The sequence below is a fragment of the Rhodococcus sp. FH8 genome (genome assembly GCF_019266085.1).
In the GTDB taxonomy this organism is placed as follows: Bacteria; Actinomycetota; Actinomycetes; order Mycobacteriales; family Mycobacteriaceae; genus Rhodococcus_F; species Rhodococcus_F qingshengii.
In genome coordinates, this window is the sequence record NZ_LPNQ01000057.1 from 732,267 (window position 1) to 746,353 (window position 14,087).

Consider the following 14,087-nt stretch of genomic DNA (forward strand, 5'->3'; position numbering starts at 1 on the left):
AGTCCGTCGAAGTTCTCGCGATCGATCAACAGGCCTTGCACCCACAATGCCGCTCGAAACAGGTATGCACCCCGTCCAACTGACCGATGCGAACACGTCGAGGCGCAACCAGGCTGAGTGTCGCAAGCCGAAGCCCGATCACACCCAGCTGGACACCTGCTTCGGGACGCATCGACGCAAAGGCAACACGAGAAATGTCGCACCACCGATTCACCGACCCCCGCACGAGGAAGCATGCACTCGGAAGAGCGCTTGTCGTCGGCGTTCTTTCCCTGACAACCCTTGCCGTGAGTATCGACACCGCGAACGCTCAGGCCCCCGTGCTTCGGGACTGGAACATCGCCGCAGTTTCCGTCGACACGAATCCGGCGAAGGTGTCAGCTTTCGCTTCCTCGGATACAGGCCGCGTATTGGCAGCCGCAGAGTCCAAGATCGGCGCTCCGTACGTCTGGGGCGCGACCGGGCCGGACTCGTTCGACTGCTCCGGTCTCGTTCAATGGGCCTATGCACAAGCGGGCGTTTCGATTCCGCGAACCAGCGACGACCAGGCGGTTGGCGGCACTCCAGTTTCCCGGGACGATCTACAGCCGGGTGACGTGGTCCTGTACTACGGCGGGGAGCATGTGGGGATCTACACCGGAGGCGGTGAGATCGTTCATGCCCCGACGTCCGGGGAGTCGGTCGAACGCGCACCCGTGGACTCGATGCCGTACTACCTCGCCCGACGTTACTGACATGAATCCCGCAAGCTCGATGAAACAGCGTGTATCGCGGCGATATTCGAATCGCTCGTCGCGAGCCGAACGATTGACACTCCCCCATTGCGCGGAATGTGATGTCATCCTCTCGCCCGCGAGCGCGGTCTGCGCCAGGTGCCGTGGGGCGCGGTTGGACGTGACGCGGTGTTGCGGAGACGGCACTGTCGTGTCCTGGCGAACGGTTCACGGCGACCCCTCGACCGTTCTCGCCATCGTGGAATTGGACGAGGGGCCGTGGCTGTACACTTTCCTCACCGAATCCCCTCGCGCGGATGCGCCTGGACCGCTACGAGTGTCGTTTCAGGGGCGTGAAGAAGGTAAGCGCTACCCGGTGTTCTGCTTGTGCGGCGACGACCGTGGTGAACTGCTATCGGACGTCAACTCCGGCCTGCTGAGCCATTGACCTCACGCGAGTCACGCTCCTGCGCGGTCGAGACGTACCACGCTGCGATCTGCGCTCTGGAACTGAATCCCAGTTTTGTCAGTACGTGTTCCACGTGTCCCTGAGCGGTGCGCAGCGAGATTACCAAGTGCTCCGCAATCGCGCGATTGGTCAACCCTTGGGCAACCAGTTCCGCAACTTGCTGCTCACGAGGAGTGAGGTGAGGCCCTTCAGCCGACGACGCAGTCGTGACACTGGAGCGCTTGTCGAGCGCATATGCGACAGCTTCACCCTCGGACATCGCAAACCCGCTGCGAAACGACTTGTCGAAAGCATCGTCACCCATGGCTTTGCGAGCAGTCTCTGCAGCAGTGTCGTGATGAGCTGACAAACCCGGCAGGCCCGCCAGCCGTCCCCCGACCTTCTGCCAATACATGGCTGCCGCGCCGAGCAGAACCGCTGCATGCTTCCAATCACGTTGCGCTGCAGCAATCCACGCCAACGGCTCGATACACCACGCCGAGTTCATCGGGGCATCGAGAATTCTCAGACTTCGAGTCAAATAGTCACTTGCGGCATCCAATTCACCTCGGAGCCAGCTCACGAGCCCGAGAGTTCCCAGCGCAAATGCCTGGAACATCATCTCGTCGGCGGGCACGGTGATCGCGAGAATCTCTTCGTTGCACTCCACAGAGCGATCAAGAGCGCCGGACAGGAAGTACGCGACTCCCAAGGTGTCCAGGCCGATCACAACATGCAGCAGATTCTTGTCGAGTCGAAACAGCGTCAACGCGGATTCCAGCTTGGCTGTAGCGGTATCGAAGTTACCTCTGAAGGTATCGACGTATCCGTCTCCCCACGTCGCCAAGCCGCGCGAGCGCACATCCGCCAAGTCGTTTGCCAGGCGCCAACTCTCGTCGACCAACTCTTCTGCCCGTTCGAGTTCCCCCTGCATCGCGTGATTCACGGCGTCGATGGCCAAGACATCCACTCGGAACGGATCCAGCTCTCGATCCTCTGCATTCAAGGCTCGATCCGTCCAGTAACGCGCCTGCACAAGTAATCCACCTGCAAGCCAGAATCTGTACAACGCACCGACCATTCGCGTTGCAGATCGCGCCTCTCCGGCAGTGGAAATCGAGTACTCCAACGCATCGTTGACGTTGCGCTGTTCACGACCGAGCCTTGCGATCCAGGCAGCTTGCCGGCCACTGATCCACTCGGCTTCCGCATGAACGACCAGTGCCTCGAACCAATCACGATGGCTTCGACGCAGAGCGGAATACTCACCGGCGGACTCCAACTTTTCATGTCCGTACTCCCGGAGTAGGTCGAGGAGGTGGTACCGAACATCCCCGTCGGTTTCCTCACGAATCAGGATGGACTTCTCGACCAACGCGGTGACGAGATCGAGCACTTCGGTCGAATTCATGTCCTGCCCACACACGCCCTCAGCGGCATCGAGATCGAACCCACCCGAGAACACCGACAACCTCCCCCACAACTGCTGTTCGGTTGGCGAGCAGAGGTCGTAACTCCAATCGATCGACAATCGCAGCGTCTGTTGACGACTCGGAACGTCGCGTCCACCCGTTGTAAGAAGTCGGTATCGATCCGAGAGCCTGTTCATGATCTGCTCAGCAGACATACCACGCAGGCGAGCTGCCGCCAGTTCGATCGGAAGTGGGAGTCCATCCAAGTCGTGACAGATATGCGCAACGGCGCGCTTGTTCTCCTCGGTGAGGGTGAAACCAGGTACGACGGAAGCCGCACGCTCGGTGAACAACGACACCGATTCGTACTGGGCAATTCCCTCGAATTCGGGCGGCTGTTGCTGCGGTGTGGTGAGTGAGGGAACGCGCATCGTCACCTCACCGCCCAGGCCCAGCGATTCGCGGCTCGTCGCCAGGATCTTGACGCCGGCACATCGCCGTAGGATCGCGCCTACGAACACAGCGACGGCATCGACCAGATGTTCACAGTTGTCGAGCACCAACAGCAGACTCCGATCGGCGCAGTAGTCGATCAATGCCTGCAGCGGGTCCGCCGACGAGACCGACCGGACACCAAGGGTCACGGCGACATGATCTTCGAGGAGATCCGAATCTGTCTGCTCCCCCAGTTCCACCAACCAGGCACCGTCTCGAAACACCCTTTGCAACGCGCCCGCAAGTCGGATCGCGAGCCGTGTCTTGCCCACGCCACCGATCCCGGTGAGTGTCAACAAACGGGACGTCTCGAACAATCTCCTGGCGTCGGCCAACTCACGCCGACGACCGACGAAACTCGTCAGCTCCAAGGGCAGGTTGCCGACAACTCGCTGGTCGGCTTCTGAGCGCACAGCGGATGCCATCGACCGACTCGCTTTCTGCCATACCACTACACAACAACGCTACCCCCACGATCGGCCTCCCGAGCAGCACTCACGCGAGCATGTGATCGGAGCCCACTTGTTCTCCCCCGAGTGCGAGATGCACGACGGCCACACCGGTGTCACGCAGACGAAACAACGTATTCCTACTCTGGCAGACAGACGAAGGGAGAGCGACATGCCGCCGCGCCGTAGATCGGTACTGCTGACGCAACTGGTAATCGATGCTCCCGGAAGTCCACAACAAACGATCCTCGACGAACTGCGGCGAGTGATTCTGTCGGGTTCGGCGCCTCCGGGTACCCCGATTCCTCTCGGCGACGTGGCTGATGTGTTCGGTGTCAGTCGAATACCTGTGCGGGAATCACTGAAAACACTGGTCGGAGAGTCCTTGGTCGACCATCGACATCAATTCGGCTACACCGTTGCTCAGCTGACGCCGGCAGAACTGCGAGAGATGTACATCGTCCGCGAAACTCTCGAATCAGCTGCATTGGCCGTCGCCGTCGAGCAGGCAACCGAAGAGGATCACGAACACGCCGTCGAGGTGAACTCCCGTTTGGAGATCGCATTGCGCTACGACGACTCTCAGTCCTATCACTGCGAGAGCCGAAACTTTCATCTCGCACTGACCCGACCGTCTCAGATGCTTCGACTGCTGCACATGTTCGAAGCTGCCTGGAACATCACCGAACCAGTACAGCCGATGGTCCATGTTGCCGGCGTCGATCGCCGGGTTCTGCACTCGGATCACACCGCGATGCTGGACGCATTCCTGCGTCGGGACGCATCCGCACTTCTGAGCGCTTCCGAAATCCATCATCGCCGACTCGATACCGTGATCGCGACTCTACCGACAGACACCGGTCTATTGGCCGAAAAAGATATACCGATCACGCAATAGTCGTGCAACACAGCATCGATACCTTTCTCTCAACACAGTTTTCATCACTGACGCTGAGAGCTCGTGGCACCGTCCGCTGATTTCCTGCACTGATGCACAGGAGCTGTCATGACCGACATTCTTCCGTCCCGAACGACCACTACCCCCACTCCCCCAAAGGAAACCGGATCGGGTGACCTTGTCGAAGCCGCGGGTCACCCTGTCGGAAGCGGCCTGATCAAGCCGGGCTACGACCCTCGTTTGACCAACGAGGACTTGGCGCCGCTTCGCAAGCAGACCTGGTCGTCGTACAACATCTTCGCCTTCTGGATGTCCGACGTACACAGCGTCGGCGGATATGTCACTGCCGGTAGTCTTTTCGCACTGGGATTGGCCAGCTGGCAAGTACTCGTCGCCCTGCTGGTCGGTATCACGATCGTCTACTTCTTCTGCAATCTCGTCGCCAAGCCCAGCCAAGTTACCGGCGTGCCGTATCCGGTGATCTGCCGCAGCGTGTTCGGCGTCCTCGGCGCGAACATCCCGGCAATCATTCGTGGCCTGATTGCCGTGGCTTGGTATGGAATTCAAACCTTCCTCGCTTCAGCAGCCCTCGATGTCGTACTGATCAAACTCTTTCCGTCACTCGCGCCCTATGCCGTCGTCGAAGACTACGGATTCGCCGGACTCTCCGCACTGGGCTGGGGAAGTTTCATGCTCCTGTGGGTACTTCAGGCCTGTGTCTTCTGGCGAGGCATGGAATCGATCCGCCGCTTCATCGACTTCTGCGGGCCGGCTGTGTATGTCGTGATGTTCATGCTGTGCGGCTACCTGATCTACAAGGCAGGCTGGAGCGCCATCGATCTCACGCTCGGCGACGTCAAGTACTCGGGTTTCGACGCCGTGCCGGTCATGCTCGGTGCGATCGCTCTGGTTGTCTCGTACTTCTCCGGACCGATGCTCAACTTCGGCGACTTCTCCCGCTACGGAAAGTCGTTCACTGCCGTCAAGAAGGGCAACTTCCTCGGTTTGCCGTTGAACTTCCTCGTATTCTCGGTGTTGGTCGTCGTCACTGCATCGTTGACGCTGCCGGTGTACGGCGAACTGATCACCGATCCCGTTGCGACCGTTGCACGAATCGACAGCACCTTCGCCATCGTTCTCGGCGCACTCACCTTCACCATCGCCACGATCGGCATCAACATCGTGGCCAACTTCATTTCCCCGGCCTTCGACTTCTCCAACGTGAGTCCGCAGAAGATCAGCTGGCGCGCCGGCGGAATGATCGCAGCGATCGGCTCGATCCTCATCACGCCGTGGAACTTGTACAACAATCCGGACGTCATTCACTACACACTCGAAACCCTCGGAGCCTTCATCGGTCCGCTGTTCGGAATTCTGATTGCCGACTACTACCTCGTGCGCAAGCAGAAGGTCATCGTCGACGAACTGTTCAGCATGTCGCCGACCGGAACCTACTGGTACAGCAAGGGATACAACCCTGCTGCAGTGATCGCCACCGTGGTGGGAGCCGTCGTCGCGATGGTCCCGGTCCTGGGCAAGGACCTCACCGGGATGTACACCGCAGCGCAGTACAGCTGGTTCATCGGTTGTGGGCTCGGATTCACCGTCTATTACCTACTCGCCGCGCGCTCTTCCTCAGCTGTCCGGAATGCTTCCTCTCCCGACACTGTGACGGTCGACTGATCGTCATGAGAATCAAGGTGATCAACCCCAACACCACGTGGGCGATGACCGCCAAGATCGAGGAATGTGCCCGGACCGTCGCAGGCTCGGGCACATTCGTCGAGGCTGTCAGCCCTGCCATGGGTCCCGCGTCGATCGAAAGCCACTACGACGAAGCTCTCAGCGTCCCCGGAATCCTGACCGAGATCGCCGCCGGAGAAAAGAACGAAGTCGACGGCTACGTCATCGCTTGCTTCGGTGACCCAGGTCTTGATGCAGCCCGAGAGTTGGCCAAGGGCCCCGTCGTAGCTGTTGCCGAAGCGGCCATGAACTACGCAAGTTTCCTGGGTCGCGGATTCAGCATCGTGACCACTCTCGGTCGAACCCGCGGCCGCGCAGCCGATCTGGTGGACCGGTACGGCATGCAGGCTCGGTGCCGGGGTATCCACTCCTGCGAGATTCCGGTTCTGGAACTCGATCGTGATCCCGACGCGCGAAAGGTGATCTTGGAAGCCTGTTTCGACGCATTGGAGCAAGACGACTCGGACGTCCTCGTGCTGGGTTGCGCCGGCATGGCGGACCTGTGCCAGGACTTGTCCGACGAACTGGGTGTCCCGGTAGTCGACGGCGTTGCCGCTGGGGTCACGATGGTTCAGTCGTTGGTCACCCTCGGACTGTCGACCAGTTCGCGCGGCGAGTTCGCACGGCCACTTCCCAAGAACTACACCGGTACACTGACACCGTTCTCGCTGTGAGCGTGCCTGAGCGAGAGTCGAACACCTGTCACCAGCAGCGCCAGGATCGCGAACAATACTCCAGCCCAGACTAATTGGCGGGTTTCGAAATGCGCGAGAAACAGTCCACCGACCGCAGTGCCGAGCGTGATCCCCAGGTTGGAGAACGAGATGAAAAGGCTGTTGCCGAATTCAGGCGCGTCGACTGCGTCTCGCCCCATCCAGCTCTGCGAAACCACCAGTCCACCGGAATGCACTACACCCCAAACCAACACGGCTACAACCATCGCGCCGAAGTACGGGCCCGCCAGATAGAGCATCACGTAGACGACGATGTACAGCAAGGGAAATGCCACAACCGTGCGCACCACCCCCTTGGCGAGCAGAGCCCCGAAGACGAAGTTGCCGAAGATCATCACGACACCGAAAGCCAAGAGCATCGCGCTGATCCACGATCCGCTCATGCCGGTCACTTCGCCGAGGTATTCGGCAAAGTATCCGTACACCGAGAACATGGCTGCGAAGACGAAGGTGACGGAAAGAATGGTCAACCACACGCGCGGCCGGCGAAGTATCCCGACCTGTGCACCGTACGACAGGCGTTGTGTCACAGGAGCCGAGGGCAGAAGTACGACAATCCCGAGAAACGCGAGAACGTTGACCACGGCGCCGAACACGAATGCTGTCGACACCGAAAAGTTCTCGGCCAAATAGGACGTCAAGGGCACGCCGAACGCGAATCCGACTGTGACGCCTGCAAATACCTTGGTCACCGCGGCGGTCGCCTGTTCCGGCGATACCAGACGAACCGCACTTGCAAGCGCGACAGCGAAGAAGACCGGATGAACCACGGCGGGGATGATCCGAAATGCAAACATCACCTCGAAACTCGATGTGGTCGCATACACCACATTGGAGACCGCAAAGACTGCAATCGCCACCAACAGAACGGTTCTCCTGTTGATTCCCGAGGTGATCAGCGTTGTGAACGGACCGGTCACCGCCACGACGAGTGCAAACACACCGACCAACCATCCGGCAGTCGACGCGGTGATACCGAACTTTTCGCTGATCTGAGGCAGAACCCCGATAATGCCCATCTCCGTAGTGATGATTCCGAATACACCCAACGCCAGAACCGGTATCAACAATTTCGACTTCACGACACACTCCTCACTACTTCGTCACACAAGAAAGTTACATATCTAGATATGTAGATATATTTGGTTGAACAACCCAGCCGACGAGGGCAATTCGGCCGCTACAGCTTGTCGCGAACGAATTCCCTGAACTCGCCGATCACGGATTCGTTTCGTCGGTAATACGTCCACTTCCCGATACGCTCGGACTCGAGCAGACCCACGTCTTTCATGCCCTGCAGGTACCCCGAGATCACCGACTGGGCAAGTCCCGATCGCGCCTGGATGTCACCGACACAGACTCCGATGTGAAACCCGAGATCCTGCTGCGTATACGAGTCCTCGTCGAAATACTTCGCCGGATGCGCGAGCCACTCCATGATCTGCAGGCGAGTCGGGTTGGACAGCGCCTTGAAGATCGCCAAAGCATCCATGGACCACACCCCTCTGCACGACAACCGGAACGCATCTACTTTTGTGGATATGTTTGGCGAAGTCAAGCCCGATCCGGACCGAAAGCCGTCTGCATCACATCGACGCATTCGAAGTGAGCTGCGACACTTACGTTTCGACGACCTGCGGAAATCTCAGCGCCGACTTTCTATCTGTGACGACTTGTTTATAGTTATCGCCAACAACGAATTGCCGGAAGTTTCCGGTTCACCTCAGAACGTCCGTGGGTGAACACAATTCGCTCAACACCAGCCGTACCCGGCTTGTCATTCGGGAGTCGAACCATGAACACACCGCATCAGTTCAGGGTCGTCACCTCATGGTGATGTCGAAGCTCGCCAAATGGCAGCTGGTCGCCCTCGTCGTGGTTGCACTCCTGGGCTTGATCTATGTCGGAGCGAAATACGTACGGCTGGAAAATCTTCTGGGATTCGGCCAATACACGGTCAAAACCGAACTGGCGACGTCCGGTGGCATCTTCACCAACGCCGAAGTGACCTATCGCGGTGTACCCGTCGGACGCGTCGGTGACATGTCGCTCACGTCCGACGGAATCGAAGTCGACCTGTTGATCGACAGCAGTGCTCCGCAGATTCCCGCATCCGCGCGGGCCGTGGTGGCCAATCGCTCAGCCATCGGCGAGCAGTACGTCGACCTTCAGCCCGATACCGACCAGGGCCCGTTCCTCGAAGACGGCTCGGTGATCGCCGTGGGCGACACAACCACGCCGATCCCGATCGAGAATGTCTTGACCAGCGCCAACGGTCTGGTGCACTCCGTTCCGGTCGACGCACTCCACACCGTCGCGAAAGAACTCGGCGCGGCATTCAACGGCAAGGGCGAAGATCTGCAGGTACTTGCCGACTCGCTGTCGGGGATCTCCCAGTCGGGCCTCGACACCCTTCCCCAGACCCTCGGACTGATCCGCGACAGCCAGACGGTGCTCACGACCCAGTCCGATCAATCGTCGGCGATCAAGCAGTTCAGCACCGACCTCGACGCACTGACGGCGCAATTGCGCACCAGCGACCCCGACATCCGACGCGTGATCGACAACGGCATACCGGCCAGCGAACAAGTCGGCTCTCTCGTCACCGAAGCCGGCCCCGCGCTCACGACCAACCTCTCCAACCTCTCCGCCGTTGCAGCGGCAGCCGCACCGACACTGCCCTCGCTGCAGCCATTCCTGCTCTTCCTGCCTGCGCTCGCCGGGGCGGCGCCCACCGTTGCACCGGGAGACGGCACAGTACATCTGGGCTTGGTACTCGAGACCAACAACCCGCTCTCGTGCACCGTCGGTTACGAAGGGACCATGGCGATCCTCGACGAGATGAAGCGCAAGGACCCGAACTTCGACGACACGACGCAGAACTTCCCGTTGAACACTGCCGCCAACTGCCAGGCACCTCAGGGCAGCGAAACGGGGGTTCGTAGCGCCAACCGCATCGCGTTCGCCGACCCGAACACCTCGCAACCGTGGGACGGCAAGCCCAAGGTGGACCCGGACAAGCTCAACCTGAACCCGATTGCCACTCAACTCGCACCGATGCTCGGCGCCACCCCGAAGTAGCCGTAAACAACTGGCACCGTCGACCCTCCGCGACGATGATGATGTGATGTCGGAAGGAACGCCTGAAGGCGAGTCACAGAGCATGTCACGAGGTTTCGACGAACTTGTCGCCGAAGCGGAATCCGCCTCCGTCGACGGGTGGGATTTCTCGTGGCTCGACGGACGCGCCACGGAGCAGCGTCCGTCGTGGGGGTACCAGAGGCTGATGGGTGAACGTCTCGGCCGCGCCGGCGCCGCATTGGACATCCAGACCGGCGGCGGCGAAGTCCTCGCCGCTGCACCGTCACTCCCGCCGGTGATGGCAGCAACCGAATCCTGGCCACCGAACATCGCCAAGGCCACCGCCCTTCTGCGTCCTCGAGGTGTGGTGGTGGTCGCCGATCCGGACGAGCCGCCGCTACCGTTCGCCGATTCGGCTTTCGACCTGGTGACCAGCCGACACCCAGCGACGGTGTGGTGGACCGAAATCGCGCGGGTACTCGAACCGGGAGGAACGTACTTCGCTCAACATGTGGGTCACGCCAGCGTGTTCGAACTGGTCGAGTACTTTCTCGGTCCTCAGCCGCAGGCTCGTCGCGGACGGCACCACGAGGACGAAACTGCCGACGCGATTGAGGCCGGGCTCACCGTCGTCGACCTGCGTTTCGAGCGTCTGCGCATGGAATTCTTCGACATCGGCGCCGTTGTCTACTTCTTACGCAAGGTGATCTGGATGGTTCCGGGATTCACCGTCGCGCAGTATCGGGACCGGCTCCGCGAACTCGATCAGCAGATCCGTCGCGACGGATCTTTTGTCGCGCACTCGAGTCGATTCCTGATCGAGGCACGCAAGAGCTGAGCGCACCGCGACGGGCCGCACATCCCGAACGTGATCGATGCTGCTAGTCGGACTCGTCGGCGTCGCTCCGCGAGCCGATCGCAGCGGCAAGATAGTCGCCGAGTTCACGCTGAAGGTTCGCGTCGAGTGCCCGGGCCAGTGCCGAATGTACCGACGCCACACCGAGTTCACGCATCGTCTGGAGCATCTCGGCTGTTCCGGCAACCTCGTCGCCCTCCGGGAGCCAACCGACCCCGTGCTGATCGACGATGCGATCCTTTGCCGCCTGAATCAGGTCTTTGGCGATCCCGTCCACAGCGTTGTGAAGCTTTTCGTGCACATCGACCAGTTGATCGAGAGTGAAACCGTAGTCGAGGAGACTCGAAAATCCGCTGAGCAAAGCAGGATCGGTGAAAACGCAGTTCTCTCCTTCGATCTGTACCAGTCCGAGATCTACGAGACGATGCAGTTGACCATCTGCATCTCCCCCGAGAAACTCGCGTACGACGGCCATCTCGATACTCACGGTGTCGCTGCGGGACCATGGTTCGGTGACCGCGTGCTGCAGACCCAGCACCTCTGTCAGGTCTTTCCCGCTTTCCCACCCGGTGATGAAGTCGTCGATATGCGCAGTGGTGAAACCTCGTTGAAGAAGCGTGTCGATCAGCTTGAGGCGTTCGAGGTGCGCGTCGCCGTAGATGCCTACCCGCCCACGCTTCTCCGGCGGAGGAAGCAATCCACGTTCCTGATATGCCCGTACATTCCGCGAGGTGGTGCCCGCAGCGCGCGCTAGATCGTCGATGCGGTACTCGGTCACCGCCTCGTCTCCTCTGCCGCGTCGGTCGTCACGATTCCAACTTAGTGGCAACACCAGGCCGATCAGAACCCGGGATCAGGTCTGCGCGGTGTCTTTCTCGCGCACCGTGCTCGTGTAGTCCCGAAGATCCACCGATTTCAATTGGTTCACGTACTGGGTCGCGAAACCGGGAAACATAGTGGCATTGAATCCTTCGTCGGTGAGATACCAACTCGAACATCCCGAGTTCCACGTGGTCTTCGACAGCCGACGCTGCAACTCGACGTTGTACGCATCTTCGACATCTTGACGAACATCGAGTGCCTTGAGGTCGCGCTCGAGAACGATCTTGATCGCTTGGGCGAGATAGTCGAGTTGCGCTTCCATGTACACAAGGGCGGAGCTGTGCCCCGGACCCGAGTTGGGTCCGAAGGTGAAATACAGGTTGGGATAACCGGATACCGCAATGCTCTTGTACGCACGCGCCCCGGATTTCCACTCCTGAGCGAGCACACGTCCGTCCCGGCCGATGATCGGGACCGGTGTTCCGGTCTTGCAAACGTCGAAGCCGGTGGCGAAGACGATGCAGTCGAATTGATGCTCGATCCCTTCGACCGTGCGAATGCCATGTGGCGCCAATCTCGCGATCGGCCAGGTCACGAGTGTGCAATTGTCTTGCTGGAGAGCCGGGTAATACTCGCTGGTCATCAGCAACCGCTTGCACCCTGCCCGAAAGTCGGGAGTGAGTTGTCGCCGCAACCACGGGTCCTTCACCTGCATGCGCAGATGAAGACGCCCGACTGTTTCCACCACCCTCGTCAACGGGGATTCCCACACCACCCCGAGAGCTACCGATTCGTGTCCCCAGTACCAAGCCCGACGCGCCAGAGTCTGGACGACCGGATGACGACGGTACAGATCCTTCGTGCGAGATCGGGTGCGTAGGTTTGCTCTCGGCAATGCCCATCCCGGTGTTCGTTGGAAAACCTTCACTGATCGTGCAGTTTTCACGAGTTCCGGGACGATCTGGACGCCACTGGCTCCGGTTCCGATCACTGCGACCCGCTTGTCGGTGAAGTCGTAGTCATGGTCCCAGCGAGCACTGTGAATCTTGTGTCCTTCGTAGCTCTCCAAACCCGGAACAGCGGGAAAGCTGACGTTCGCCAGCGGACCGGACGCCATGACGACGGTCCGGGCAATGACCGCTTCACGGCCCTCGAGCGCGATCGCCCAGACACCTGTCTGCTCGTCCCATTCGACGCCCGTGACGTTGCACCGAAACCGAATCTTCGGCTCGAGGCCGAACTCTTTCACCATCGTTCGGATGTAGCCGAGGATCTCCGCGCTGGCCGAGTAGGTGTGCGACCAGTCCGGGTTCGGGGCGAAACTGTACGAGTACAGACGGGACGGAATGTCGCACGCAGCTCCCGGATACGTGTTGTCGCGCCACGTCCCGCCGACCTCCGTGCCGCGTTCGAGAACGACGAAGTCCTCGATACCGTTCTGCTTCAACCGAATCGTCGCTCCGATTCCTGCGAAACCTCCACCGATGATCGCCACTGACAGTGGCTCGGCAGTACTCATGCGAGTGGCTCGTACGTAAGTTCCTTGGCCCAGGTCGGCTCGGAATTGAGCCTGCTGCCGGAAAGTCGGCCAGTGACCTTGACCATCCGATCGGCAAGCAGATGGTAGGGATGGTTGCGATTGATGACCATGTTGCCGTGCCACTTCACCACCCGATACATCGGGACGCGGAGCGCGGCCGGACTCCGTTCGCCTACGTTCCTGAATCGCTTCATCGCGGTGTAGAGCCGTTCCTCGTTCACTCCCATGTCGACGATGTTGTCGCGCATCTTGTTCAGCAGCGGGATGTAGCGAAGTGTCCCGATGATCAACGCCGGATTCATCCAGGCGCCGACGGTTTCGACAACGAGCTTGCGCGTCGTCGAGTGCCCGAGCATCTCGATCACCGCAAAATCGACCGCCAGATGCCTGGACTCGTCTGCATTGATCTTCTTGAACACAGCCTGACAGACCGGATCCTCGATCTCGTCCATGATGAACTTGACCAGGGCTCCGTCGAGCGCCACCTCGAGCATCGGTATGACGGTCCCGAGAATCGAGAGCGACAAACCGTCGGAATGCTTGTCCAGCCAGTCGATGACGAGCTTGACGTTGATGTTGGGCTCGGGCATCTCGTCGCCGTCCAGCATTCCCCAACGACGCATCAGCGCGAGTTCGGCGTTGGCGTGCTTCTGTTCCTCGGCGTGGAAATGCCGATAGATGTCTCGGAGAGTTTCAGTCGGCGCCTTGAGAGCCATCGCAGCGAAGCCACGGGCACCGACGTTCTCGATCCACATCAGGTCCGACATGAACGGTTTCAGCTTCGCATGAAGCTCTGGACTGATCGTCTCGGCGCCCGGAGCATCCCAGTCGATGTCCACCAGAGCCCATTGGCGGTCCTTGATCTTGTGCAGCATGCCGTCGAAATCGAAGGACAT

At 60.0% G+C, this 14,087-nt stretch carries 13 protein-coding genes; 7 read left to right on the forward strand and 6 right to left on the reverse strand.

Features of this window, described 5'->3' with window-relative positions; translation table 11 throughout:
* Positions 1-86 precede the first annotated feature (86 nt).
* Both ATN38_RS06125 and ATN38_RS06130 read left to right on the forward strand, forming a co-directional pair.
* Positions 87-734, forward strand: a complete 648-nt coding sequence (locus tag ATN38_RS06125; protein WP_256931579.1) for a C40 family peptidase — start codon at positions 87-89, stop codon at positions 732-734.
* A gap of 190 nt (positions 735-924) precedes the next feature.
* Positions 925-1,161, forward strand: coding sequence for a hypothetical protein (locus ATN38_RS06130; protein WP_007733940.1), 237 nt, complete (start codon positions 925-927; stop codon positions 1,159-1,161).
* On the opposite strand, the gene ATN38_RS06135 is transcribed toward ATN38_RS06130, so the two are convergent.
* Positions 1,136-3,493, reverse strand: a complete 2,358-nt coding sequence (locus ATN38_RS06135; protein WP_058226164.1) for a LuxR C-terminal-related transcriptional regulator — start codon at positions 3,491-3,493, stop codon at positions 1,136-1,138. The genes ATN38_RS06130 and ATN38_RS06135 overlap by 26 nt on opposite strands.
* A gap of 196 nt (positions 3,494-3,689) precedes the next feature.
* Here ATN38_RS06135 and ATN38_RS06140 point away from each other — a divergent pair, with 196 nt between their 5' ends.
* The 3 genes from ATN38_RS06140 (at position 3,690) to ATN38_RS06150 (ending at position 6,832) form a co-directional block, all read left to right on the forward strand.
* A complete protein-coding gene (locus tag ATN38_RS06140; RefSeq protein WP_042451513.1) occupies positions 3,690-4,415 on the forward strand; it encodes a GntR family transcriptional regulator in 726 nt (241 codons plus the stop codon).
* 108 nt (positions 4,416-4,523) lie between these two features.
* Positions 4,524-6,098, forward strand: a complete 1,575-nt coding sequence (locus ATN38_RS06145) for an NCS1 family nucleobase:cation symporter-1 (RefSeq protein WP_058037776.1) — start codon at positions 4,524-4,526, stop codon at positions 6,096-6,098.
* Positions 6,099-6,103: 5 nt separating this feature from the next.
* Positions 6,104-6,832, forward strand: a complete 729-nt coding sequence (locus tag ATN38_RS06150; RefSeq protein WP_007733934.1) for an aspartate/glutamate racemase family protein — start codon at positions 6,104-6,106, stop codon at positions 6,830-6,832.
* On the opposite strand, the gene ATN38_RS06155 is transcribed toward ATN38_RS06150, so the two are convergent.
* Together ATN38_RS06155 and ATN38_RS06160 are read right to left on the reverse strand one after the other, a co-directional pair.
* Positions 6,799-7,974, reverse strand: a complete 1,176-nt coding sequence (locus ATN38_RS06155; RefSeq protein ID WP_003939751.1) for an MFS transporter — start codon at positions 7,972-7,974, stop codon at positions 6,799-6,801. The genes ATN38_RS06150 and ATN38_RS06155 overlap by 34 nt on opposite strands.
* Positions 7,975-8,072: 98 nt before the next feature.
* Positions 8,073-8,384 carry a helix-turn-helix transcriptional regulator gene (locus ATN38_RS06160; protein ID WP_075834233.1) on the reverse strand — a complete coding sequence of 104 codons (312 nt, stop codon included), beginning with the start codon at positions 8,382-8,384 and terminating at the stop codon, positions 8,073-8,075.
* 338 nt (positions 8,385-8,722) lie between these two features.
* On the opposite strand from ATN38_RS06160, the gene ATN38_RS06165 reads away from it, so the two are divergent.
* Entirely contained in the window at positions 8,723-9,973 is a 1,251-nt protein-coding gene (locus ATN38_RS06165; protein ID WP_256931580.1) for an MlaD family protein, read from the forward strand.
* Positions 9,974-10,055: 82 nt separating this feature from the next.
* Complete coding sequence (locus ATN38_RS06170) at positions 10,056-10,811, forward strand: class I SAM-dependent methyltransferase (RefSeq protein WP_030535277.1); 756 nt, start codon at positions 10,056-10,058, stop codon at positions 10,809-10,811.
* 43 nt (positions 10,812-10,854) lie between these two features.
* Here the strand turns inward: ATN38_RS06170 and ATN38_RS06175 are convergent, their stop codons facing one another.
* From ATN38_RS06175 to ATN38_RS06185, 3 genes are all read right to left on the reverse strand, one after another.
* On the reverse strand, positions 10,855-11,607 hold the full coding sequence (locus ATN38_RS06175) for a MerR family transcriptional regulator (RefSeq protein WP_007733922.1): 753 nt from the start codon (positions 11,605-11,607) through the stop codon (positions 10,855-10,857).
* Between the two features lie 75 nt (positions 11,608-11,682).
* The gene (locus tag ATN38_RS06180) at positions 11,683-13,170 is read right to left on the reverse strand and encodes an NAD(P)/FAD-dependent oxidoreductase (protein ID WP_218747724.1); all 1,488 of its coding nucleotides are present in this window, start codon (positions 13,168-13,170) and stop codon (positions 11,683-11,685) included.
* Positions 13,167-14,087 (reverse strand): hypothetical protein, encoded by a 921-nt coding sequence (locus tag ATN38_RS06185; protein WP_003939862.1) that lies wholly within the window; start codon positions 14,085-14,087, stop codon positions 13,167-13,169. The genes ATN38_RS06180 and ATN38_RS06185 overlap by 4 nt, the downstream gene beginning before the upstream one ends.